Genomic DNA, 20944 nt, shown 5'->3' with positions numbered 1-20944 from the left:
GGGATTTGGGTGTGTCAGGCAAAAAAATGCCGCTCATGTGAGCGGCATTTCCCATTCGCGATACTTACTCAGAAGCCACGGCATTCTTCGCCAGGATCGCGTTCGCCAGTTCCATGTCCGTGGCTTGCAGGCCCGGGTTGGCGGCGCGGACTTTCTGTATGGCTGCTTCCAGGTACGGGCCGCGGATACCGCCGTCGCTGGCGACGAAGCTGCTGGCGTCGTCCTGAGCCGCGACGATCAGCTTGTTATCCCTGGACGTCAGATAGCTCGAACCGGTGGTTGCGCCGGATGTAAGAACGTTACGCCAAAAAGTATCGGCCATCGCCGAACCGACAGGCAAAGACAACAGGGCGACGGTAGCGACAGCAAGTTTGAAACGCATGAAAGGGTGACTCCACTGGGTTAACTACGCCGTTGGATTGCCAACCCCCAATCGAGTTCCGTGGCCGCCTATTCCGCCGCTTCGACCAGCAGGACTGCGCCTTGCTGGCCGACCACCCGCACGCGGCTGCCAATGGCCGTGTCCGGTCCGCGGGCCATCCACACGCCGTCGGCCACCTTGATTTTTCCGCGGCCGTCGACAATCGCTTCATGCACTACGAAGGTTTTTCCGATCAGTTCCTGGCCGCGCAGATTCAGGTGCGGCTGATCGCTCGGGCGGCTCGCAGTGCGCTGACGCCGCCACCAGTACAACGCGGTGGCGATCGACAGCAGGCCGAACAACAGGAACTGCCATTCCCAGGACAGGCCCGGCAAGAGGAAGGTCAAGACGCCCACGGCTGCCGCCGCCATGCCGATCCACAACAGGTAGCCGCCAGCGCCGAACACTTCAAGAATCAACAGCACCGTGCCCAGCGCCAACCAGTCCCAGAACGAAAGGTGCTGCAAAAATGCCAACATGGCGCGCCTCAGGCTTTCTTGTTATCGAAAGTGGCCTTGACGATTTCGCCAATGCCGCCCACCGCACCGATCATTGAGCTGGCCTCCAGCGGCATCAGGATCACTTTACTGTTGTTGGCCGAAGACAACTTGCCCAGCGCATCGATGTACTTCTGCGCCACGAAGTAATTGACCGCTTGCACGTTGCCGCTGGCGATGGCCTCGGACACCACTTTGGTGGCCTGGGCCTCTGCCTCGGCTTGTCGTTCGCGGGCTTCGGCCTCCAGGAAGGCGGCTTGACGGCTGCCTTCGGCTTCGAGGATCTGTGCCTGCTTCTTGCCTTCGGCGGTCAGGATCGCTGCAGCACGCAGGCCTTCGGCTTCCAGAATTTGCGCACGCTTGATCCGCTCGGCTTTCATCTGCCCCGACATTGCCGCCATCAGGTCGGCGGGCGGGCTGATGTCCTTGATTTCGATCCGGGTGATCTTGATACCCCACGGCGCGGTCGCTTCATCGACGGTGCGCAGCAGCTTTTCGTTGATGGCGTCACGCTGGCTGAGCATGGCGTCGAGTTCCATCGAGCCGAGCACCGTACGGATGTTGGTTTGCAGCAGGTTGCGGATGGCGTGCTCGAGGTTGTTGACCTCGTAGGCGGCCTGGGCCGAGTTGACCACCTGGAAGAAACACACGGCGTCGATCTGCACCGTGGCGTTGTCGGCGGTGATGACTTCCTGCGGCGGAATATCCAGCACGCTTTCCATCACGTTCATCTTGCGACCGATGCGGTCCATGACCGGAACGATGACATTCAGCCCCGGCTTGAGCGTGTTGGTGTAGCGCCCGAAACGCTCGACAGTCCATTCAAAGCCCTGGGGCACGACCTTGAAGCCCATGAGCAGAATGGCGACCACCAGGCCAACAAAAAGCAAAAGCACACTACCGATCTGCATAACGATTCCTTGTTGATGTGTGGATCTGTGGAGTTGCACTCGCTGGAGTGTAGCGGGGCCGTGCCGGATAAGAACAGCCGGCCTCAGTTCTGCTCGCTTTGGGGCGTCACTCGCAGAACCTCCTCGATGGTCGTCAACCCAGCGGCGACCTTTTGCGCCCCTGACAACCGCAGGCTGCGCATGCCTTCCTTGAATGCCTGCCGCCGCACGGCCAGCAGATCGGTGTCGGGACTGATCAACGCTTTGATGCCGTCGCTCAGTTGCATGATTTCGTAGACCCCGGCGCGACCGTGATAACCGGTGTCGCGGCATTCCAGGCAACCGACGGCACGCTGGGCATTGCCCGGCAATGGTGCCTGCCAGGGGCGGGTCAGGGTTTGCCAGTCGTCTTCGCCCAGCGTCAGCGGCGCCTTGCAGTGCGGGCACAGGGTTCGCACCAGTCGCTGGGCCATGACGCCAAGCACCGTGGCCTTGATCAGGTAATGCGGCACGCCGAGTTCCAGCAGGCGACTGATGGCACCGGGTGCATCGTTGGTGTGCAGGGTCGACAGCACCAGGTGCCCGGTGAGCGCAGCCTGGATCGCCATCTCCGCGGTTTCGAGGTCGCGGATCTCGCCGATCATGATGATGTCCGGGTCTTGCCGCATCAGCGCGCGCACGCCGGCGGCGAAGGTCAGGTCGATATTGTGCTGGATCTGCATCTGGTTGAACGCCGGCTCGACCATTTCAATCGGGTCTTCGATGGTGCAGAGGTTGACCTCTGGCGTCGCCAGTTTTTTCAGGGTGGTGTAGAGGGTAGTGGTCTTGCCCGAACCCGTCGGCCCGGTGACGAGAATGATGCCGTGGGGCTGGCGGGTCATGTCCTGCCAGCGGCGCAGGTCGTCGACAGAAACCCGAGCTGATTGAAGTCCTTGAGCAGGACTTCCGGGTCGAAGATCCGCATGACCATTTTTCGCCGAAGGCTGTAGGCAGAGTCGACAAGCGCAGCTCGACTTCACCCCCGTCCGGGGTCTTGGTTTTCACCCGGCCGTCCTGGGGTTTGCGTTTCTCCGCGACGTTCATGCGCCCCAGGGTTTTCAGGCGACTGACGATGGCCATGGTGACCTGGGGCGGGAATTGATAGACGTTGTGCAGCACGCCGTCGATGCGAAAGCGCACCGTGCCTTGCTCGCGCCGGGGTTCGATGTGGATGTCGCTGGCCCGTTGCTGGAACGCGTACTGGAACAGCCAGTCGACGATATTGACGATGTGTGCGTCGTTGGCGTCCGGCTCCTGGTCGCTGGCACCAAGGTTGAGCAACTGTTCGAAATTGCCGAGGGTACTGACTTGCGGGTCGGCGCTGTTCGCCCCGGTGACCGATTTGGCCAGACGGAAGAATTCGACGCTCAAGCGCTGTATTTCCACCGGGTTGGCCACCACGCGCTTGATCGGCAATTTGAGCACGTGGGTCAGGTCAGCCTCCCAGCCGCTGACATAAGGCTGGGCGCTGGCTACGGTCACCGCATCGCGGTCGATCGCTACCGCGAGGATCTTGTGGCGCTGGGCGAAGGCATAGGACATCAGCGGGGTCACGGCCGCGACGTTGATTTTCAACGGATCGATGCGCAGGTAAGGCTGGCCGGCCTGCCGGGCCAGCCACAGGGTCAGGCTTTCGAGGTCCAGCGGTTTGCCGGGACGGCTGAGGTCGTCCAGTTGTTGGCTGGCGATGAACTCCAGCGGATGCATCTGGCCATGGGTGGCGTTGCGGCGGCGGGCATTGAGTGCGTGTTCGGCTGAATCCTGGCTGATAAAGCCCTGGGCGACCAGTTCGCGCAGCACATCATTGAGATCCAGCCAGCGGTCCTGAAGGGCGATTTGTACGGACATGCGGGCTCCTTTTGAACGACAGTCCGCAAAGGATAGCCGTGGCCCGACTGACCGCTGGGCCACTACCCGACAAAGCCGTTTCGGCGTTTTTCAGCCTGTCGCTTGAACCGCTTCGGCCCATGGGGAATCAGCTTCTTGCAGCTCCACCGAACAGACGCTGATCAGGTTACGAAGTTTTTCCGCAATCACTTGCGCACGGTGCCAGCTCAAACCGTCGATGACGATCTCGATGACTAGCCAGTCGTCCTGGCGCTGCACGCTGACCTGCTCCGGCGTGAGCAATTGCAAGGCGAACAGGTTGAGGGCGCGACACAGCAGGTCGGGTTCTGCCTCGGCCTGCATTTGATAGCGAACGCGGCAATGGGTGCTGCTGACGTTCCACACATCGGCGCGGGCAGGTGGGGTGTTCACGGCTTCGAGATACGGCATGGTCAGGCTCCAGAAATACTGGAGAAATGTTTACATCCTGTGCCGGGTATTTCTTCTCTATGATTGGCTGTATTGCACAAATGAAGAATCAATCAATTCACTAGTTACTCAGTTAAGGGTTTTTTTATGCAAAGCGAACTGGACAGCTACGACCGCAAGATCCTCGCCTTGCTGCAAGAGGATGCTTCGCTTTCCAGCGCGCAGATCGCCGAGCAGGTGGGGCTCTCGCAATCGCCGTGCTGGCGGCGAATTCAGCGGATGAAAGAGGAGGGCATCATTCGCGGCCAGGTGACCTTGCTCGACCGCAAGAAAATCGGCCTGAACACGCAGATCTTCGCGGAGGTGAAACTCAATGCCCACGGGCGTTCGAACTTCACCGAATTCACCGAGGCGATTCGCGGTTTTCCGGAGGTGCTGGAGTGTTACGTGCTGATGGGGGCGGTGGATTTCCTGCTGCGGATTGTCACGGCGGACATCGAGGCGTATGAGCGCTTCTTCTTTGAGAAGCTGTCGATGGTGCCGGGGATTCAGGAGGTCAATTCGATCGTGGCGTTGTCGGAGATCAAGTCCACGACGAGTTTGCCAGTCTGAGGTTATTGCGGTGGATGTGCGGGCCTCATCGCTGGCAAGCCAGCTCCCACAGATACCGCACTGAACCTGTGGGAGCTGGCTTGCCAGCGATGGCGGTATTACAGACGCAACAGCATTTTCCAGGCGCGGTTCTGATAAACCGCAATCGCCTGCTGCTTGCGCGCATCCAGGACTTCGTCGGTGATCGACTCGTTGGCCAGCTGTGCCAGCTTGTTCAGCTCACCGTACAGGCGATCCATTTCCGGGATCTCCAGCACGCTACGCGCATGGTGCAGCCAGACCTGGATGCGTTCGATGCGCGGCAGTTGCTCGGCCAGGTCTTCCGGTTGTTGCTGGTAGCGCTGCAATTGCAGCGAGTTGGCTTCTTCGCCCAGCAGGCGCGGCAACCAGCTGCCCAGTTGCGCAGCGCCCTGGCGATTGCCACGGGTGTTGCGGTCGGCGGCCCAGGTGCGGGCCAGCAACCAGCGCGAGGTGCTCAGGGAGAACAGGCCCCAGCGCGGGTCTTCGAGTTCTTCGAGGAACTGCTCGGGTGCGGCCTTGCGCACGTCTTCATCGTCCAGACCGGCCTGGACCAGCGGACGCCAGTCCTCCAGCAAGGCATCGAGGGCGATACGCAGGTCGTGGGTCGACTGACGCGGAGCGGCCTGGCCCAGGCTGCTGATCAGCGCGCGCATTTCCGCGAGGTTTTCGACCCAGTCCTGCAACAGGCGCCAGTGACCGTTGAAGCGATACTGTTCGGCCAGACGCTGGCTGCTGCCGAGCAAATGCCAGCTTAGCGCGGCAAAGGCGTCGTCCAGCGGCGTTTCGGCGGTGATCTGCGGCGCTGGCAGGCTCAACGAATAACTGTGGGCGTCGTACAAGCGATAACCGCGCTCGGCCTTGCTGATGTCGCAGGGCATCAGGGCCAGTTTCTCGGCCAGCTCGGCGGCCAGTTCCAGCAGGGCGGCCGGCTCGCCTTCACGCAGTTCCAGTTCCAGCTCGCAGATTTCTTCTTTCTGCTTGCCGACCACGACGTGACCCAGGTCCAGTGCGGCTTCGATGACCACTTTGGTCTTGCCACGGCCCCAGGCGATTTCCGCGCGTTCGCGGACGAAGTCGGTGGTGAAGATCGGCTTCAGGGTTTTCTTGTCCAATTCGGCCAGTTCCTCGGGCCAGCATTCGCCGTCGAGTTTCTTCAGGTCGAGCTTGGCTTTGGGCAGGTTCCAGTCGTACTCGTTACGTACCGACAGACCGGCGACGCTCTGGCCGCGGGTCTTGAGGGTCTGGATCACTTCGTCGCCGTCCTTGCGCAGGCGCAGGGCGACCTTGGCCTGGGCCAGGTCACGCTCGGGCGTGTCGAAGTACTGGTTCATCAACTCACGGCGTTCCCAGCCACTTTTGTTGCGTTTTTTCAGTAACGGGTGCTCGCGCAGGGCGGCGAGGGTTTCGCGGCTGACGCGGAGTTTGATTTCGGTTTCTTTCTGCATGGCCGGAAAATCCAGGATCGGGAGCGCAGCCGGGGGAATGTGTGGCTGCCAAGGTCGTGCAGTGTACAGGACTCAAGGTTAGTACGCGCCGCGACGGTTTATTCCTGTCATCGGTTGGTTCTATGATGGACCTCAATTCGGGACCCGGGAGTCAGCGATGCCATTGCCATCGATGAAAGAACAATTCGCTGCGCTGATTGCTGCACCGTCCGTCAGTTGCACTCAACCCAGTCTCGATCAGACCAACCGCCCGGTCATCGATCTGCTGGCGACGTGGCTCGGTGAGCTGGGTTTTACCTGTGAGATCCAGCAGGTCAGCCCCGGCAAGTTCAACCTGCTGGCCAGTTTCGGTTCCGGCCCCGGCGGCCTGGTGCTGGCCGGGCACAGCGACACCGTGCCGTTCGACGGCGCGTTGTGGCAAACCGACCCGCTGAAGCTGACTGAAGTCGACGGTCGTTGGGTCGGCCTGGGCAGTTGCGACATGAAGGGCTTTTTCGCCCTGGCGATCGAGGCGGTCATACCGCTGCTCGATAAACCGTTCAAACAGCCATTGCTGATTCTCGCCACCTGCGATGAAGAAAGCTCGATGTCCGGCGCTCGCGCGCTGGCCGAAGCGGGGCGACCGCTGGGGCGGGCGGCGGTGATCGGCGAGCCGACCGGGCTCAAGCCGATCCGCATGCACAAAGGCATCATGATGGAGCGCATCGACATCCTCGGTCAGAGCGGTCACTCCTCCGACCCGCGCCTGGGCCACAGCGCCCTGGAAGCCATGCACGATGCCATCGGCGAACTGCGTGGCCTGCGCTTGTTATGGCAGCGCGAATTCCGCAATCCACAGTTTGGCGTGCCGACGCCAACGATGAATTTCGGCTGCATCCATGGCGGTGACAACCCCAACCGCATCTGCGGCCAGTGTTCGCTGGAATTCGATTTGCGGCCGTTGCCCGGCATGGACCCCAAGGTCCTGCGCGCCGAGATCCTTCAGAAGCTCAAGCCGGTTGCCGAGCGGCATCAGGTCAAGATCGATTACGCGCCGTTGTTCCCCGAAGTGCCGTCATTCGAGCAGGCCGAGGACGCAGAGCTGGTGCGCCTTGCCGAAAGGCTCACCGGCCACAGCGCCGAAGCAGTGGCGTTCGGCACCGAAGCACCTTATCTTCAGCGCCTTGGCTGTGAAACGCTGGTGCTTGGCCCAGGTGATATCGCCTGCGCCCATCAGCCGGGGGAATACCTCGAAATGTCACGTTTGCAGCCTACGGTGCATCTATTAAGGCAACTGATCGAACACTATTGCCTGACCCCAGCGGCTTGACTTTGTGGGAGCGGGCTTGCTCGCGAAGGCGTCGTGTCAGTCAACTCAGTGCTGAATGACCCACCGCTTTCGCGAGCAAGCCCGCTCCCACAGGGGTCTGTGATTTACATGACAAGCCGTATAAATTGCCGGTACCCAAACCCGTATTCATGAGGAGAGCGCGCGTGTCGCCAAGCCTGTTCCGACGATAACCATCAGCCCGCTGTGCGTTTTCAGTTTCGCCCTTTTTTCGGCTGCTATTTATTACAGGCCCAGGTTCATGCCCGAATACGTCAATTGGCTTCGTCACGCTTCGCCTTACATCAACGCCCACCGCGATTGCACCTTTGTCGTCATGCTGCCCGGCGACGGCGTTGAACACCCGAACTTCGGCAATATCGTCCACGACCTGGTGCTGTTGCACAGCCTGGGAGTGCGTCTGGTACTGGTTCACGGTTCCCGGCCGCAAATCGAGGCGCGCCTCGCCGCCCGTGGCCTGACCCCGCATTACCACCACGGCATGCGCATCACCGATGCCGCGACCCTGGAGTGCGTGATCGACGCGGTTGGCCAGTTGCGCATTGCCATTGAGGCTCGGTTGTCGATGGACATGGCTTCGTCGCCGATGCAGGGTTCGCGCCTGCGGGTGGCCAGCGGCAACCTGGTGACGGCACGGCCGATCGGCGTGCTTGAAGGCGTCGACTATCACCACACCGGTGAAGTGCGCCGGGTCGACCGCAAGGGCATCAATCGTCTGCTGGACGAGCGCTCCATCGTGCTGCTGTCGCCGCTGGGCTATTCGCCGACCGGGGAGATTTTCAACCTGGCCTGCGAAGACGTCGCCACCCGCGCGGCCATCGACCTGGGCGCGGACAAGCTGCTGCTGTTCGGCGCCGACCTGGGCCTGATCGACGAACACGGGCGCCTGGTGCGCGAACTGCGTCCGCAGCAAGTGCCGGCGCATCTGCAACGGCTGGGCAGTAACTATCAGGCAGAACTGCTGGACGCCGCTGCCGAAGCCTGTCGTGGCGGCGTGGCCCGCAGCCATATCGTCAGTTATGCCGAAGACGGTGCACTGTTGACCGAACTGTTCACCCGCGACGGTGGCGGTACGCTGGTGGCCCAGGAACAGTTCGAAGTGGTGCGCGAAGCGGCCATTGAAGACGTCGGTGGTTTGCTGGACTTGATCAGTCCGCTGGAAGAGCAGGGCATCCTGGTGCGCCGTTCCCGCGAGGTGCTGGAGCGCGAGATCGAGCAATTCAGTGTGGTTGAACGCGAAGGCATGATCATCGCCTGTGCGGCGCTGTACCAGATCGCCGACTCGGACGCGGGTGAGTTGGCCTGCCTGGCGGTGAATCCGGAATACCGCCATGGCGGTCGCGGCGATGAGCTGCTGGAGCGTATCGAAACCCGCGCACGGGCGCAGGGCTTGAAAACCTTGTTCGTCCTTACCACCCGCACCGCGCACTGGTTCCGCGAACGTGGTTTCGAACCCAGCAGCGTCGACCGACTGCCGTCGGCGCGGGCATCGCTGTACAACTATCAGCGTAATTCGAAGATCTTCGAAAAAGCCCTGTAACGCTCTGGCTTTTGTGGCGAGGGAGCTTGCTCCCGCTGGGCAGCGTAGCGGCCCCAATTGGGAGTCCTTCGGCCTGGAGCGCCAGCCCGGTCCAGCGGGAGCAAGCTCCCTCGCCACAGAGTTCGCGTTACTGCCGCACAAACTTCGCACTGACATACGGCGAATAATCCGGCAACACCGTTTCAACCTTCCCTTGTTCCTTCAAGAATTTCGCCGTCTCGCCAATCGCCTTGGCCGTGCCGCCATCCAGCAGCGCGGTGCTTTGTTGCGCCTTGGCATCCGGGAAGGCGGAACCGGCCAATAGCTCCGGAACATCGGCGGCGTTGGCACCCGTCAGTTTGGCGATTTTCTGGACGGGCACCGAATCAACGGTCCATTGGTCCTTATGGGCGGCATAGTCGGCGAACGAATCAAGGGTGACCCTGGTGAACTTTGCCACGACCTCAGGATGTTTTTCGGCGTAATCCTTGCGTGCCACCCAGACCTCAAAGGTGGGTGCATCCCATTGGCCTACCTGCGCAGCGTCGGTCAGGGTCTTGCCAGTCTTGCGGATTTCTCCCAGGGCGGGCGACCAGACAAACGCGCCATCGATATCGCCTCGTTTCCAGGCTGCCGCGATTTCCGCCGGCTGCAGGTTCACCACTTTGACTTTCGAGCCGTCCAGGCCCCAGTGCTTCAGCGCACCGAGCAGGCTGTAGTGGGAGGTTGAAACGAAAGGCGTGGCGATGGTCTTTCCAATCAGATCTTGCGGCTTTTCGATGCCGCTGCCGTTGCGAACCACCAGCGCTTCGGCGGCATTGATCTGGGCCGAGACGATGAACGCGACAATCGGCAGGTTGCGCGAGGCGGCAGCGGCCAGCGGACTGGAGCCGAGATTGCCGATTTGCACATCGCCCGAGGCAATCGCCGTGACCACTTCCGGACCGCTGTTGAAGCGCCGCCAGTCGATGGGCTGGCCGATGGTTTTTTCATAAAGGCCATCGGCCTGGGGGACTTTGCTGGGGTCGATTCCGGTTTGATAGCCGACGGTGAGGTTCGCTGCCTGTGCCGTGAAAGAAAATGCCAGCGATACACAAACTGTAACAATTGACCCGGATAGTGCGCGTTTGGTCGTCATGGGATCGCCTTTCGGTAAAAGATTTGTTTCCGATTTATGGCAGAAACTAATCGATCTAAAAAAGCGAAAATAAATACCGTTTAGTAATTAGCTTATGAGCCGAACCGTCTATTCTGGGGTAATCGTGCAGTGGGGAGCTAAATTCCTAAACGGTATTAGAAAAGAATCGGGTAATTCTTTTCAGGTTCATGACGAAATCATGACCCTGCAGGGACCAAAAAATCGGGGATTAGACTATGGTCGTAGACACACATAGTTACGATTGACTTGTGGGTCACGGTCTGGCGCTAATCGCGCATCTTAGGATTTCGGGCGACGACTCGAGACCAGGAATACAAGAATTAGAATCGAGAGGAGCTACACAATGTACAAGTCCACCTTGGCTTTGGCCGTGACCGTAGGGGTTTTGGCGCAGCAGGCAGGCGCCGCAGGTTTCCTGGAAGACAGCAAGGCTTCCATCAGCTCTCGCACCATGTACTACGACGCCGATATGCGTGAAGGGGCGAGCACGCCCGGTAACCGTCAGCGAGAAACCGCTGAGGGTCTGAAGTTCGACTACCTGTCCGGTTTCACCCAGGGTACCGTAGGTTTTGGTATCGACGCCCAGGCTCTGGTGGGTATCCACCTGGATGGCGGCAAGGGGCATCACCCGACCGGTAACGCCAACTCCTTCTTCCCTAGCGATGGCAAAGAGGCGGCCGACGAGTGGAGCCGTCTGGATGGCAACGTCAAGGCGCGCTTCTCGAAGACCGAAGCCCACCTGGGTGGCGCTCTGGCACCTAACCTGCCGATCCTGATCGCGAACGACAGCCGTTTGCTGCCGCAGACCTTTGAAGGTGGCACCATCACCTCCAAAGAAATCGACAACGTGACCTTCAACTTTGGTCAGCTGGAGCACGCGTCGGGTCGCGCCTCCTCGAACTCCACTGGCCTGTCTGTGGCTGGCGCGACTCAGGACAGCAACAAGTTCCTCTACGGCGGTGCTGACTGGAAGGTCACCAAAGACCTCTTGCTGCAGTACTACTATGCGAACCTGGAAGACTTCTACAAGCAGAACTTCCTCGGCCTGGTGCACGTCTACCCGATCGCGGCCAATCAGTCGTTCAAGACCGATATCCGTTATTTCGACAGCAGCTCCGACGGCAAGAACGGCGATCCGGGCTTCCGTTTCAACAACAACAACGGTTTCGCCAAGACCCCGGGCGAGGTCGATAACAAGACCTGGAGCGCCATGTTCACCTATACCCTGGGTGGCAACGCGTTCCTGCTCGGGCATCAACGTGTCAGCGATGACGGCGGCTTTGTATTCCTGAACCAGGGCAGCCTTGTCGATGACAAAGGTCGCCAGGAAGGTGCCGGCGGCTCCAGCTTCTACTCGTTCACCGATGCCACGGTCGGCAGCTTTATCCGTGCCGGTGAAAACACCACGTTCGGTCAGTACTCCTATGACTTCGCCTCACTGGGCGTACCAGGCTTGAAAGCTTCGATTGCTTACTTGAATGGCCAGGACATCAAGGCAACCAGCGGTGTGGGTAAAGACCTGAGTGAGCACGAGACTGACGCGCGTATCGATTACGTGATTCAAACGGGCGCACTGAAAGGGTTTGGTACGACGCTGCGTCACGGTACCTACCGTGGCAACACCAGCACCCTTGATCAAGACCAGACCCGTCTGATCTTCAACTACACCTACAGCTTCATGTAATAGCCACAAAAATGTATGGTCAGCCCATCTCCTGCAACCTCATTGGTTGTTTTCGGTAAAGCTGGCTTGCGCTAATGTATTCGGGCTCATGGTGAGCGTTGCTGTAACAACGCTCGGCCCTCGATGAGTAGCCGCTCCCGACTGTCCTGAAAAAGCCCTCAGCCTCTAAAGCTGAATTTTGTGCCAGGTCCTCAGTCGGGCCGTTTGCCGTTTACTGTCATCAGTCAGTGACGTCGCAAAAGCCGGTGATAAAGCTGTACGTTCAAGCGTTCGGATGTGGGTCGTACTGGCCGCCTTTGGCCAGTACCGCCCACACGATTCGCGCCAGTTTGTTGGCCAACGCGCACGCTACGACATTGGAATGTCGGCGCGTCAGCAGTTCTCGAACCCAAGGCCCCAGGGCATCTTCCCGCTTGTCGATATAACGCATGATGGCTCGCGCGCCCTGCACCAGCAGTTGGCGTATGTGCTTGTCGCCACGCTTGCTGATCCCCAATAGCACTGTTTTCCCTCCCGTTGAATACTGCCTCGGCACCAGTCCTAATGAAGCGGCAAAGTCGCGTCCACTTCGATAGTTCGACGCATCGCCCACATCCGCCAGTACTGCGCTGGCAGTGATCGGGCCGATGCCTGGAATACTCTGCAAACGACGCCCGGCATCGTCTTCTTTCAGCTGCTGCTTCAGGTCGGACTCGATGTCCTTGATTTCATCATTGAGCTGTTGAATTTGACGATAAAGACGCATCACCACGCCCTTCAAGCGCACAGGAACGGGGTGTTGTGGATCGTCCAGCAGCGCCGGCACGCGGTGCAACGCAATAACGCCAATAGGCAGGCTGATCCCGAACTCCAGCAGAAAGCCATGAATCTGATTGGTCGCGACAGTGCGATGGCCAATCAATGATTCGCGGACACGGTGCAGCGCTGAAAGCGTTTGCTGCTCTTGGGTTTTGATCGAGCAGAAGCGCATCGCGGGGCGGCTCGCCGCCTCGCAAATCGCTTCGGCATCAATGAAGTCGTTTTTGTTGCCTTTGACGAATGGTTTTACGTACTGCGGGGCGATCAGCTTCACCTCATGGCCCATTGCACCGATCTGTCGAGCCAGCCAATGGGCGCCACCGCACGATTCCATCACCACCGTACAGGCCGGCAGCTGGGCCAATGTGCTGAGCAACTGAGCGCGGCTGGTTTTCTTGCGTAAAACCTGATGACCTTTGGCGTCCTGGCCGTGCAGGTGGAAACTGTGTTTTCCAATGTCGATACCGAGAAGCGTCATCGTGTTCATGAGAGATCCTCCGCCGAAAACGAGAAAAGCCCTGCAAGCGTAAACCTGCAGGGCTTCTCGGTCAGGCTGACCATCTCATTAAGCCCCGTCCGTTGGCGGGGCTTTTTTTCGTGCCGAGCTTTATATTCCATAAACAAAGATGCTATTTCTTTTTTATTCTTTTTTGTTTTTTAATCCGCACACTAAAGTGCGTCTTCCGACACTCATCCCTGAGCTCGGATTTGGCAATTTCGTCCCTCGACAATCGATCAGGTTCAGGAATCGGCCTTGGCGCCGATACCTCGGTTCTGTCGTGGGAAGTCATATTCCATAACAATATTAAAAATACTCAAGAAATTCTTTTTGGCTTTAATGCCATGTATCCTGCGGCCCGCCAAACGACCGGCTCAGACGGTTTGCCGCGAAATTATGCATTCAGGATCCCGGGCAAACGATTCGGGACCAGGAACATCAGAATTAGAAACGAGAGGAGCGAAACATGAACAAGTCCACCCTGGCCATGGCTGTGGCCGTCGGGGTATTGGCCCAGCAGGCAAACGCCGCGGGTTTTATCGAAGACAGCAAGGCAACATTGGGGCTGCGTAACTTCTACATCAACACTGACAACCGTGACGGTGCCGGTGCCAACAAAAACGAAGAATGGGGCCAGGGCTTCGATCTGCGTTTCATCTCCGGCTACACCCAGGGCACCGTCGGCTTCGGTATCGATGCGATCGGCCTGTTGGGCGTCAAGCTGGATTCGGGCGGCGGTACCAACGGCGCCACGGCGACCTCTTACGGCGGCACGGTTTTCCCGAGCAAGTCCAACGGCGAGGCGGTGGATAATTTCTCCAGCCTGGGCCTGACGGCCAAAGCCAAAATTTCCCAGACCGAACTGAAGCTGGGCACCCTGCAGCCGAAAAACCCGGTGATCGTGACCAACGATGGCCGCCTGCTGCCGCAAACCTGGCAGGGTGGCCAGATCACGTCCGGTGACATCAAGGATCTGACGCTGGTCGGTGGCCAGATCGAAGCCGTTAAAGGCCGTAACTCCAGCAACAATGAGCAGATGTCGATTTCGGGCGCGAACACTCGCGGCACCAAATTCCGCGACAGCAACAAGTTCATCTATGCCGGCGGCGACTACAAGATCACCAAGGACCTGACTGCCCAGTACTACTACGGCAACCTGGAAGAGTTCTACAAGCAACACTTCCTGGGTCTGGTTCACAACTGGGCTATCGGCCCTGGCGTGTTGAAGTCGGACTTCCGTTACTTCAACAGCTCCGATGACGGTGCCAACGGTCATGACCCTCTGTTCTTCAGCACTGGCAACTACAGCGGTGCAGCCAACGGTAAAGGCAAAGTCGACAACAACCTGTACAGCGGCCTGTTCCTGTACAGCGTTGCCGGTCACACCTTCGGTGGCGGATACCAGGTCAGCAACGGCAGCAGCGACTTCCCTTGGCTGAACCAGGGCGACGGTTCGTCGAACTACACCATCACCGACTCGCAAATCCAGAAGTTCGGCCGTGCCGGCGAGAAAACCTGGCAAGCACGCTATGCGTTTGACTTCGCCAAGGTCGGCGTACCTGGCCTGACGGCGGGTCTGGTGTACCTGCATGGCGACAACATCGATACCGTTAACGCCAAGGGTGGCGAGGCGGCCAATGGTGCTTCCGAGTGGGAGCGCGATCTGAGCGTGGCTTATGTCGTTCAGGAAGGCCCGCTGAAGAACCTGGGTCTGGCGTGGAAAAACGCTACCTGGCGCACCGACCTGCCGAACACCCGTTCGCAGGACGAAAACCGCCTGATCGTCAGCTACTCGATCCCGCTGTTGTAATAGCGCTCGCGTAAGCGAAACAAAAAAGCCCCGCCCGGTACTGCACCGGGCGGGGCTTTTACATTTTCAAGACGGGTTCACCCCCGTAATCCCGTCTTGAAGTTCCCTCTTTGCAGCAACTCAAGGCCTTCTCGAACCTTGTGGCCGATGTTCGGCGGGTTGTGCGTGTACGTCCAGTGAACAGATCTTTAATATTTCTTTATGATCTAAATAAATCAATATTTATTCTTTTTAATAGATAAAAAACACAGGCACAGTGGAACCCATCAAGCACTCACAAGGAGCAGCACCATGGGTCTCAGACTTGGCGATATCGCCCCCGATTTCGAGCAGAACTCCAGCGCCGGCATCATCCGTTTCCATCAGTGGCTGGGCGATAGCTGGGGCGTGCTGTTTTCCCATCCGGCGGATTTCACACCAGTGTGCACCACCGAACTGGGTTTCACCGCCAGGCTCAAGGATGAGTTCGCGGCGCGCGGCGTCAAGGCTATCGCGCTGTCCGTGGACCCCGTCGAGTCGCACCACAGGTGGATCGAAGACATCAACGAAACCCAGGGCACCGTGGTCAATTTTCCGATCCTGGATGACGCCGACCGCAAGGTCTCGGACCTGTACGACCTGATCCACCCCAATGCCAACGACACCTTGACCGTGCGTTCTCTGTTCGTGATCGACCCGAACAAAAAGGTCCGGCTGACGATTACCTACCCGGCGAGCACCGGCCGCAACTTCAATGAAATCCTGCGGGTGATCGATTCGCTGCAACTCACCGACAACTTCAAGGTGGCCACGCCGGCCAACTGGCAGGACGGTGACGAAGTGGTGATCGTGCCGTCGCTCAAGGATGAGGATGAAATCAAACAGCGTTTTCCCAAGGGGTATCGTGCCGTTAAGCCTTACTTGCGCCTGACGCCGCAGCCTAATCGGTGAGCCATCAATATTTACGGTGAGGCTGATGCCGCCTTCGCGAGCAAGCCCGCTCCCACAGTTGACCGCGTAAGCCCTTGTGGGAGCGGGCTTGCTCGCGAAGGCGGCAGGTCAGACACCACAGGTTTCACAGTTAACAGCATCCACAAAGCAGGGGATTTCAGGCCGTTTCGACGGCCTGTTTTTTTGCCTGGAAGAAGTGAATTTTAATATCTCTAAAATGCATAACCAAATGAATAAATATGATTTATGGATATATAAATCAACTGTTAAGGTCACTCCATCGAAGTGAGATCGCAAACCGCGAATCGCCAGCACTACACAAGGAATCGTTTGAATGTTGGTTGTTTCACTCGGTGGCAGTCCCAGTCAGCGCTCTCGTTCCGGGGTGCTGCTGGATCGCTCCCGGAGATGGTTACAGGAGCAGGGCGTGGAGGTGGTGAGTTATCAGGTACGGGACTTCCCGGCCGAGGACTTGCTGCACGCACGCTTCGACAGCCCCAAGGTAATCGACCTGCTGCAACAGATTGAAAACGCCGATGGCCTGCTGATCGCCACACCGGTTTACAAGGCATCGTTTTCCGGAGCCCTGAAAGTCTTGCTGGACCTGCTGCCCGAACGCGCCCTGAGCCACAAGGTTGTTTTGCCAATGGCCACTGGCGGCAGCATCGCCCACATGCTGGTGGTGGATTACGCGCTCAAGCCGGTGCTGTCGGCATTGAAGGCCCAGGAAATGCTGCAGGGGATTTTTGCCGTCGACAGCCAGATCGCTTACGGCGAAGGCAGCTCGCTGGCGCAATTGGCACCGGAGCTGGAGCAACGTTTACATGAAGCACTGGAGCAGTTTTTCAGCGCCATGGCGCGACGGCCCAAGCCGCTCGATCCGAACCTGTTGAATGATCGTTTGTTGAGTGCTCGCTGGAGCATTTAAGCCTCACCGAAAATTGAAGTACTGGCCTTACTCGCCCGCCAACGGGCAAGCAGGTGCAGCCAAAACCCAACTGCAAAAAGGAGAGCGCCATGCGCCCTGTCATTTTGCGTCGTGGTCTGGTCGCTCTGTTTGCTGCGGCTGTCACCTTCGGCGCCATTACTCAAGCTCAGGCCGAGACTTTACGAATCGGCTATCAGAAATACGGCACCCTGGTGCTGCTCAAAGCCAAGGGTACCCTGGAAAAACGCCTCGCCGCCCAAGGCGTGGACGTGCAATGGACTGAATTCCCCGGTGGCCCGCAACTGCTGGAAGGCTTGAACGTCGGCTCCATCGACTTCGGTGTCACCGGCGAGACTCCGCCAGTGTTCGCCCAGGCGGCCGGTGCTGATTTGCTCTACGTCGCCTACGAACCGCCAGCGCCGCACAGTGAGGCGATCCTGGTGCCGAAGGACTCGGCAATCAAATCGGTGGCAGAACTCAAGGGCAAGAAAGTCGTGCTCAACAAAGGCTCCAACGTGCACTACCTGCTGGTGCGTGCGCTGGAAGACGCCGGCCTCAAATACACCGACGTCCAGACCGTATTCCTGCCACCGGCCGATGCCCGTGCGGCGTTCGAGCGTGGCAGCGTTGACGCCTGGGTCATCTGGGACCCGTACCAGGCTGCCGCCGAACAACAGCTGCAAGCGCGCACCCTGCGTGATGGCCAGGGCATCGTCGACAACCATCAGTTCTACCTGGCGACCAAACCTTACGCGCAAAAAAATCCCGAGGTGATCAAGACCCTGGTGGAAGAAGTGCGGGCGGTGGGCGAGTGGTCCAGGGCCAATCCCCAGGACGTGACCCAGCAGGTGTCGCCACTGCTCGGCCTGCCGGCGGATATCACCCTGACCTCGGTGAAACGCCAGGGTTACGGCGCGCTGTTCCTCACGCCTGAAGTGGTCGCCGCACAGCAGAAAATCGCCGACAGCTTTTACCAGCTCAAGCTGATTCCAAAGCCGCTCAGCATCAAAGACGTGATCTGGACGCCGCCGGCTGCCGTTGCCAAAGCCCAATAATTCGATTCCCCAAGGAGACCACTCCATGAGCCTCAATATCTTCTGGTTCCTGCCTACCCACGGCGACGGCCATTACCTTGGCACCGCCGAAGGCGCACGCGCCGTTGACCACGGCTACCTGCAACAGGTCGCGCAAGCGGCGGATCGTCTGGGTTTCGGTGGCGTGCTGATTCCCACCGGCCGCTCCTGCGAAGACTCGTGGCTGGTGGCGGCGTCGCTGATCCCGGTGACCCAGCGTCTGAAGTTCCTGGTTGCGCTGCGTCCCGGGATCATTTCCCCGACGGTGGCGGCGCGTCAGGCCGCGACCCTGGATCGTCTGTCTGGCGGGCGGGCGCTGTTCAACCTGGTAACGGGCGGTGATCTGGAAGAGTTGGCGGGCGATGGTCTGTTCCTGAGTCACGAAGAGCGCTACCAGGCCTCTGTGGAGTTCACCCGCATCTGGCGCCGCGTGCTGGAAGGTGAAACCGTCGATTACGACGGCCAGCACATCAGCGTGAAGGGTGCGAAGTTGCTCTATCCGCCGATCCAGCAGCCGCGTCCACCGCTGTACTTCGGCGGCTCGTCGGAAGCCGCGCAAGACTTGGCCGCCGAACAGGTGGAAATGGTCCTGACCTGGGGCGAGCCACCGGCCGCTGTGGCCGAGAAGATCGAACAGGTCCGCGCCAAAGCCGCCAAGCTCGGACGCACCGTGCGCTTCGGTATTCGCCTGCACGTGATCGTGCGCGAAACCAATGCCGAGGCCTGGCAAGCGGCGGATCGACTGATCTCGCATCTGGACGACGACACCATTGCTCGTGCCCAGGCTTCGCTGGCGCGTTTCGATTCGGTCGGTCAGCAACGCATGGCCGCATTGCATGGCGGCAACCGCGACAACCTGGAAGTCAGCCCCAACCTGTGGGCCGGTGTTGGCCTGGTGCGCGGCGGTGCCGGCACGGCGCTGGTGGGCGATGGCCCGACCGTGGCCGCCCGGGTGAAGGAGTACGCGGACCTGGGCATCGACACCTTTATTTTTTCCGGATACCCGCACCTGGAAGAGTCGTATCGGGTGGCGGAGTTGTTGTTCCCGCACCTCGATGTCGAGCGTCCTGAACTGCCGAAAAGTGCCGGCTACGTCAGCCCGTTCGGCGAGATGGTCGCCAACGACATCTTGCCCAAAGCCGCGTCCCAGAGCTGAGGCGCAGCCATGAAGAGAAAATCATCCACAGCCTGGCACCCTGGGCGTTACCGGTGTTGCTGCTGGCGGTGTGGCAGTTGAGTGTGTCGGCGGGCTGGTTGTCGACACGGATCCTGCCGGCACCGATTGCCGTGATCGAAGCCGGCGTGAGCCTGGTGCGCAGCGGCGAAATCTGGACGCACCTGGCCATCAGTGGTTGGCGTGCCGCGTTGGGTTTCACTATTGGTGGCGGCATCGGTCTGACCCTGGGCTTTATCACCGGCCTGTCGAAGTGGGGCGAGCGTCTGCTCGACAGTTCAGTGCAGATGATCCGCAACGTGCCGCACCTGGCGCTGATTCCACTGGTGATCCTGTGGTTCGGCATCGACGAGTCGGCGAAGATTTTCCTGGTGGCGCTGGGCACCTTGTTCCCGATTTACCTCAACACCTATCACGGCATCCGCAATGTCGACCCGGCGCTGGTAGAGATGTCGCGTAGCTATGGCCTGACCGGTTTCAGCCTGTTCTGGCAGGTGATTCTGCCAGGGGCGCTGCCTTCGATTCTGGTCGGCGTGCGTTTCGCCCTGGGCTTCATGTGGCTGACGTTGATCGTCGCGGAAACCATTTCCGCGAGTTCCGGCATCGGCTACCTGGCCATGAATGCCCGGGAGTTTTTGCAGACTGACGTGGTGGTGCTGGCGATCCTGTTGTACGCGGTGCTCGGCAAACTGGCCGACCTCGCGGCCCGTGGGCTTGAACGTGTGTGGCTGCGCTGGCACCCGGCGTATCAGGTTGCCAAGGGAGGTGCGGCATGATCGCGGAGCAACCTCCACGCCTGCTGCGCGGGATTCCGCTGGCGGTGCGCAAGCTGCAAAAAACCTTTGGCGCGCGGCAGGTGCTGCGTGAAATCGACCTGCACATTCCGGCCGGCCAGTTTGTCGCCGTGGTGGGCCGCAGTGGTTGCGGCAAAAGTACCTTGCTGCGCTTGCTCGCCGGTCTCGACCAGCCCACGGGCGGTGAATTGCTGGCCGGTGCCGCGCCGTTGAATGAGGCGCGGGAGGACACGCGGCTGATGTTCCAGGAAGCGCGTTTGCTGCCCTGGAAAAAGATCATCGACAACGTCGGTCTTGGCCTCAAGGGCAACTGGCGGCCGCAAGCGCTTGAAGCTTTGGAGGCGGTGGGCCTGGCCGATCGCGCCCACGAGTGGCCGGCAGCGCTGTCCGGTGGACAGAAACAACGCGTGGCGTTGGCCCGTGCATTGATTCATCAGCCGCGCCTGCTGTTGCTCGACGAACCCTTGGGGGCGCTGGATGCTCTGACCCGAATTGAAATGCAGCAACTGATCGAACGGCTCTGGCAACAGCATGGCTTCACCGTGTTGCTGGTCACCCATGACGTCAGCGAAGCGGTGGCGATTGCCGATCGGGTAATCCTGATCGAAGAGGGCGAAGTCGGTCTCGACCTGCATGTCGAACTGCCGCGCCCCCGGGTCCGTGGCTCCCATCGGCTGGCGGCGCTGGAAACCGAAGTGCTCAATCGCGTGCTGGCGCTGCCCGGTCAGCCACCGGAACCGGAACCTGTTTCACCCTTGCCTACGCAATTGCGCTGGGCTCAATAACTCAAGTCTTATCCCACGACAGGAATCAACATCATGACTATCAAAGCCATCAACGTTCGTAACCAGTTCAAAGGCTCCATCAAGGAAATCGTCCTCGGCGACGTGCTGTCGGAAATCGACGTGCAGACCGCGTCCGGCATCGTCACTTCGGTGATCACCACACGCTCGGTGAAAGAGCTGGAACTGGCGGTCGGCAGTGAAGTGATCGCGTTCGTGAAATCCACCGAGGTGTCGATCGCCAAGTTGTAAGCCGTGCGCGCAAACAATACCCCCGAAGGGTTTG

General features: G+C 59.7%; 20 protein-coding genes and 1 pseudogene. 12 read left to right on the top strand and 9 right to left on the bottom strand.

Annotated features, from left to right (window positions below; all coding sequences use genetic code 11):
• Positions 1 to 64: 64 nt before the first annotated feature.
• From RS887_RS24430 to RS887_RS24410, 6 genes and pseudogenes are all read right to left on the bottom strand, one after another.
• On the bottom strand, positions 65 to 382 hold the full coding sequence (locus tag RS887_RS24430; protein WP_322617415.1) for a DUF2388 domain-containing protein: 318 nt from the start codon (positions 380 to 382) through the stop codon (positions 65 to 67).
• 68 nt (positions 383 to 450) lie between these two features.
• Complete coding sequence (locus RS887_RS24425; protein WP_322617414.1) at positions 451 to 900, bottom strand: NfeD family protein; 450 nt, start codon at positions 898 to 900, stop codon at positions 451 to 453.
• Positions 901 to 908: 8 nt separating this feature from the next.
• A complete protein-coding gene (locus tag RS887_RS24420) occupies positions 909 to 1829 on the bottom strand; it encodes an SPFH domain-containing protein (protein ID WP_322617413.1) in 921 nt (306 codons plus the stop codon).
• 83 nt (positions 1830 to 1912) lie between these two features.
• Positions 1913 to 2827: a GspE/PulE family protein gene (locus tag RS887_RS30455; protein WP_323131771.1), complete on the bottom strand. Its 915-nt coding sequence runs from the start codon at positions 2825 to 2827 to the stop codon at positions 1913 to 1915.
• A 34-nt stretch (positions 2828 to 2861) separates the two neighbouring features.
• Positions 2862 to 3389 (bottom strand): annotated as a pseudogene (locus RS887_RS30450) (GspE/PulE family protein); the annotation flags it as partial.
• Between the two features lie 396 nt (positions 3390 to 3785).
• Complete coding sequence (locus RS887_RS24410; RefSeq protein WP_322617412.1) at positions 3786 to 4124, bottom strand: hypothetical protein; 339 nt, start codon at positions 4122 to 4124, stop codon at positions 3786 to 3788.
• A 126-nt stretch (positions 4125 to 4250) separates the two neighbouring features.
• On the opposite strand from RS887_RS24410, the gene RS887_RS24405 reads away from it, so the two are divergent.
• A complete protein-coding gene (locus RS887_RS24405) occupies positions 4251 to 4715 on the top strand; it encodes an Lrp/AsnC family transcriptional regulator (RefSeq protein WP_008015415.1) in 465 nt (154 codons plus the stop codon).
• A gap of 98 nt (positions 4716 to 4813) precedes the next feature.
• On the opposite strand, the gene RS887_RS24400 is transcribed toward RS887_RS24405, so the two are convergent.
• Positions 4814 to 6181 (bottom strand): inorganic triphosphatase, encoded by a 1368-nt coding sequence (locus RS887_RS24400; protein WP_057398761.1) that lies wholly within the window; start codon positions 6179 to 6181, stop codon positions 4814 to 4816.
• 157 nt (positions 6182 to 6338) lie between these two features.
• Here RS887_RS24400 and argE point away from each other — a divergent pair, with 157 nt between their 5' ends.
• Both argE and argA read left to right on the top strand, forming a co-directional pair.
• Positions 6339 to 7490 (top strand): acetylornithine deacetylase, encoded by a 1152-nt coding sequence (argE, locus tag RS887_RS24395; RefSeq protein ID WP_322617411.1) that lies wholly within the window; start codon positions 6339 to 6341, stop codon positions 7488 to 7490.
• A gap of 259 nt (positions 7491 to 7749) precedes the next feature.
• Entirely contained in the window at positions 7750 to 9048 is a 1299-nt protein-coding gene (gene argA / locus RS887_RS24390; RefSeq protein WP_007978929.1) for an amino-acid N-acetyltransferase, read from the top strand.
• A 127-nt stretch (positions 9049 to 9175) separates the two neighbouring features.
• Here argA and tauA read toward each other — a convergent pair whose 3' ends face one another.
• Positions 9176 to 10165 carry a taurine ABC transporter substrate-binding protein gene (gene tauA, locus RS887_RS24385; protein WP_322617410.1) on the bottom strand — a complete coding sequence of 330 codons (990 nt, stop codon included), beginning with the start codon at positions 10163 to 10165 and terminating at the stop codon, positions 9176 to 9178.
• Between the two features lie 364 nt (positions 10166 to 10529).
• On the opposite strand from tauA, the gene RS887_RS24380 reads away from it, so the two are divergent.
• Positions 10530 to 11870: an OprD family outer membrane porin gene (locus tag RS887_RS24380; RefSeq protein ID WP_322617409.1), complete on the top strand. Its 1341-nt coding sequence runs from the start codon at positions 10530 to 10532 to the stop codon at positions 11868 to 11870.
• 262 nt (positions 11871 to 12132) lie between these two features.
• Here RS887_RS24380 and RS887_RS24375 read toward each other — a convergent pair whose 3' ends face one another.
• Positions 12133 to 13155, bottom strand: a complete 1023-nt coding sequence (locus RS887_RS24375) for an IS110 family transposase (RefSeq protein WP_322615595.1) — start codon at positions 13153 to 13155, stop codon at positions 12133 to 12135.
• A gap of 478 nt (positions 13156 to 13633) precedes the next feature.
• Here RS887_RS24375 and RS887_RS24370 point away from each other — a divergent pair, with 478 nt between their 5' ends.
• The 8 genes from RS887_RS24370 to RS887_RS24335 all read left to right on the top strand — a co-directional run bounded on the left by RS887_RS24370 (position 13634) and on the right by RS887_RS24335 (position 20910).
• Positions 13634 to 14977, top strand: a complete 1344-nt coding sequence (locus tag RS887_RS24370) for an OprD family porin (protein ID WP_322617408.1) — start codon at positions 13634 to 13636, stop codon at positions 14975 to 14977.
• A gap of 291 nt (positions 14978 to 15268) precedes the next feature.
• Positions 15269 to 15907 (top strand): peroxiredoxin, encoded by a 639-nt coding sequence (locus tag RS887_RS24365; protein WP_322617407.1) that lies wholly within the window; start codon positions 15269 to 15271, stop codon positions 15905 to 15907.
• 334 nt (positions 15908 to 16241) lie between these two features.
• Positions 16242 to 16835, top strand: a complete 594-nt coding sequence (ssuE, locus tag RS887_RS24360; protein WP_322617406.1) for an NADPH-dependent FMN reductase — start codon at positions 16242 to 16244, stop codon at positions 16833 to 16835.
• A gap of 89 nt (positions 16836 to 16924) precedes the next feature.
• The gene (locus RS887_RS24355; RefSeq protein ID WP_322617405.1) at positions 16925 to 17890 is read left to right on the top strand and encodes a sulfonate ABC transporter substrate-binding protein; all 966 of its coding nucleotides are present in this window, start codon (positions 16925 to 16927) and stop codon (positions 17888 to 17890) included.
• 25 nt (positions 17891 to 17915) lie between these two features.
• Positions 17916 to 19064, top strand: a complete 1149-nt coding sequence (gene ssuD / locus RS887_RS24350; RefSeq protein ID WP_322617404.1) for an FMNH2-dependent alkanesulfonate monooxygenase — start codon at positions 17916 to 17918, stop codon at positions 19062 to 19064.
• 20 nt (positions 19065 to 19084) lie between these two features.
• Positions 19085 to 19858, top strand: coding sequence for an aliphatic sulfonate ABC transporter permease SsuC (gene ssuC, locus RS887_RS24345; RefSeq protein WP_416340010.1), 774 nt, complete (start codon positions 19085 to 19087; stop codon positions 19856 to 19858).
• Positions 19855 to 20661: an aliphatic sulfonates ABC transporter ATP-binding protein gene (gene ssuB, locus RS887_RS24340; RefSeq protein WP_322617403.1), complete on the top strand. Its 807-nt coding sequence runs from the start codon at positions 19855 to 19857 to the stop codon at positions 20659 to 20661. Before ssuC ends, ssuB begins: the two co-directional genes overlap by 4 nt.
• A 33-nt stretch (positions 20662 to 20694) precedes the next feature.
• On the top strand, positions 20695 to 20910 hold the full coding sequence (locus RS887_RS24335; protein WP_007967989.1) for a TOBE domain-containing protein: 216 nt from the start codon (positions 20695 to 20697) through the stop codon (positions 20908 to 20910).
• The last annotated feature ends 34 nt before the right edge of the window (positions 20911 to 20944 follow it).

The sequence above is a fragment of the Pseudomonas sp. BIC9C genome (assembly GCF_034541995.1).
GTDB lineage: Bacteria > Pseudomonadota > Gammaproteobacteria > Pseudomonadales > Pseudomonadaceae > Aquipseudomonas > Aquipseudomonas fluorescens_CC.
Note: the sequence above shows the minus strand (reverse complement) of the source record. Positions and strands in the feature narration are given on the sequence as shown.

Bases quoted from the DNA above. Each gene is read 5' to 3' on its own strand.
- RS887_RS24425 (WP_322617414.1), bottom strand. From the start codon at position 900: ATGTTGGCATTTTTGCAGCACCTTTCGTTCTGGGACTGGTTGGCGCTG.
- RS887_RS24380 (WP_322617409.1), top strand. From the start codon at position 10,530: ATGTACAAGTCCACCTTGGCTTTGGCCGTGACCGTAGGGGTTTTGGCG.
- RS887_RS24420 (WP_322617413.1), bottom strand. From the start codon at position 1,829: ATGCAGATCGGTAGTGTGCTTTTGCTTTTTGTTGGCCTGGTGGTCGCC.
- RS887_RS24370 (WP_322617408.1), top strand. From the start codon at position 13,634: ATGAACAAGTCCACCCTGGCCATGGCTGTGGCCGTCGGGGTATTGGCC.
- RS887_RS24335 (WP_007967989.1), top strand. From the start codon at position 20,695: ATGACTATCAAAGCCATCAACGTTCGTAACCAGTTCAAAGGCTCCATC.
- RS887_RS24375 (WP_322615595.1), bottom strand. From the start codon at position 13,155: ATGAACACGATGACGCTTCTCGGTATCGACATTGGAAAACACAGTTTC.
- ssuD (WP_322617404.1), top strand. From the start codon at position 17,916: ATGAGCCTCAATATCTTCTGGTTCCTGCCTACCCACGGCGACGGCCAT.
- ssuE (WP_322617406.1), top strand. From the start codon at position 16,242: ATGTTGGTTGTTTCACTCGGTGGCAGTCCCAGTCAGCGCTCTCGTTCC.
- RS887_RS24355 (WP_322617405.1), top strand. From the start codon at position 16,925: ATGCGCCCTGTCATTTTGCGTCGTGGTCTGGTCGCTCTGTTTGCTGCG.
- tauA (WP_322617410.1), bottom strand. From the start codon at position 10,165: ATGACGACCAAACGCGCACTATCCGGGTCAATTGTTACAGTTTGTGTA.
- ssuB (WP_322617403.1), top strand. From the start codon at position 19,855: ATGATCGCGGAGCAACCTCCACGCCTGCTGCGCGGGATTCCGCTGGCG.
- argA (WP_007978929.1), top strand. From the start codon at position 7,750: ATGCCCGAATACGTCAATTGGCTTCGTCACGCTTCGCCTTACATCAAC.
- RS887_RS24400 (WP_057398761.1), bottom strand. From the start codon at position 6,181: ATGCAGAAAGAAACCGAAATCAAACTCCGCGTCAGCCGCGAAACCCTC.
- argE (WP_322617411.1), top strand. From the start codon at position 6,339: ATGCCATTGCCATCGATGAAAGAACAATTCGCTGCGCTGATTGCTGCA.
- RS887_RS24430 (WP_322617415.1), bottom strand. From the start codon at position 382: ATGCGTTTCAAACTTGCTGTCGCTACCGTCGCCCTGTTGTCTTTGCCT.
- RS887_RS24410 (WP_322617412.1), bottom strand. From the start codon at position 4,124: ATGCCGTATCTCGAAGCCGTGAACACCCCACCTGCCCGCGCCGATGTG.
- RS887_RS24405 (WP_008015415.1), top strand. From the start codon at position 4,251: ATGCAAAGCGAACTGGACAGCTACGACCGCAAGATCCTCGCCTTGCTG.
- RS887_RS24365 (WP_322617407.1), top strand. From the start codon at position 15,269: ATGGGTCTCAGACTTGGCGATATCGCCCCCGATTTCGAGCAGAACTCC.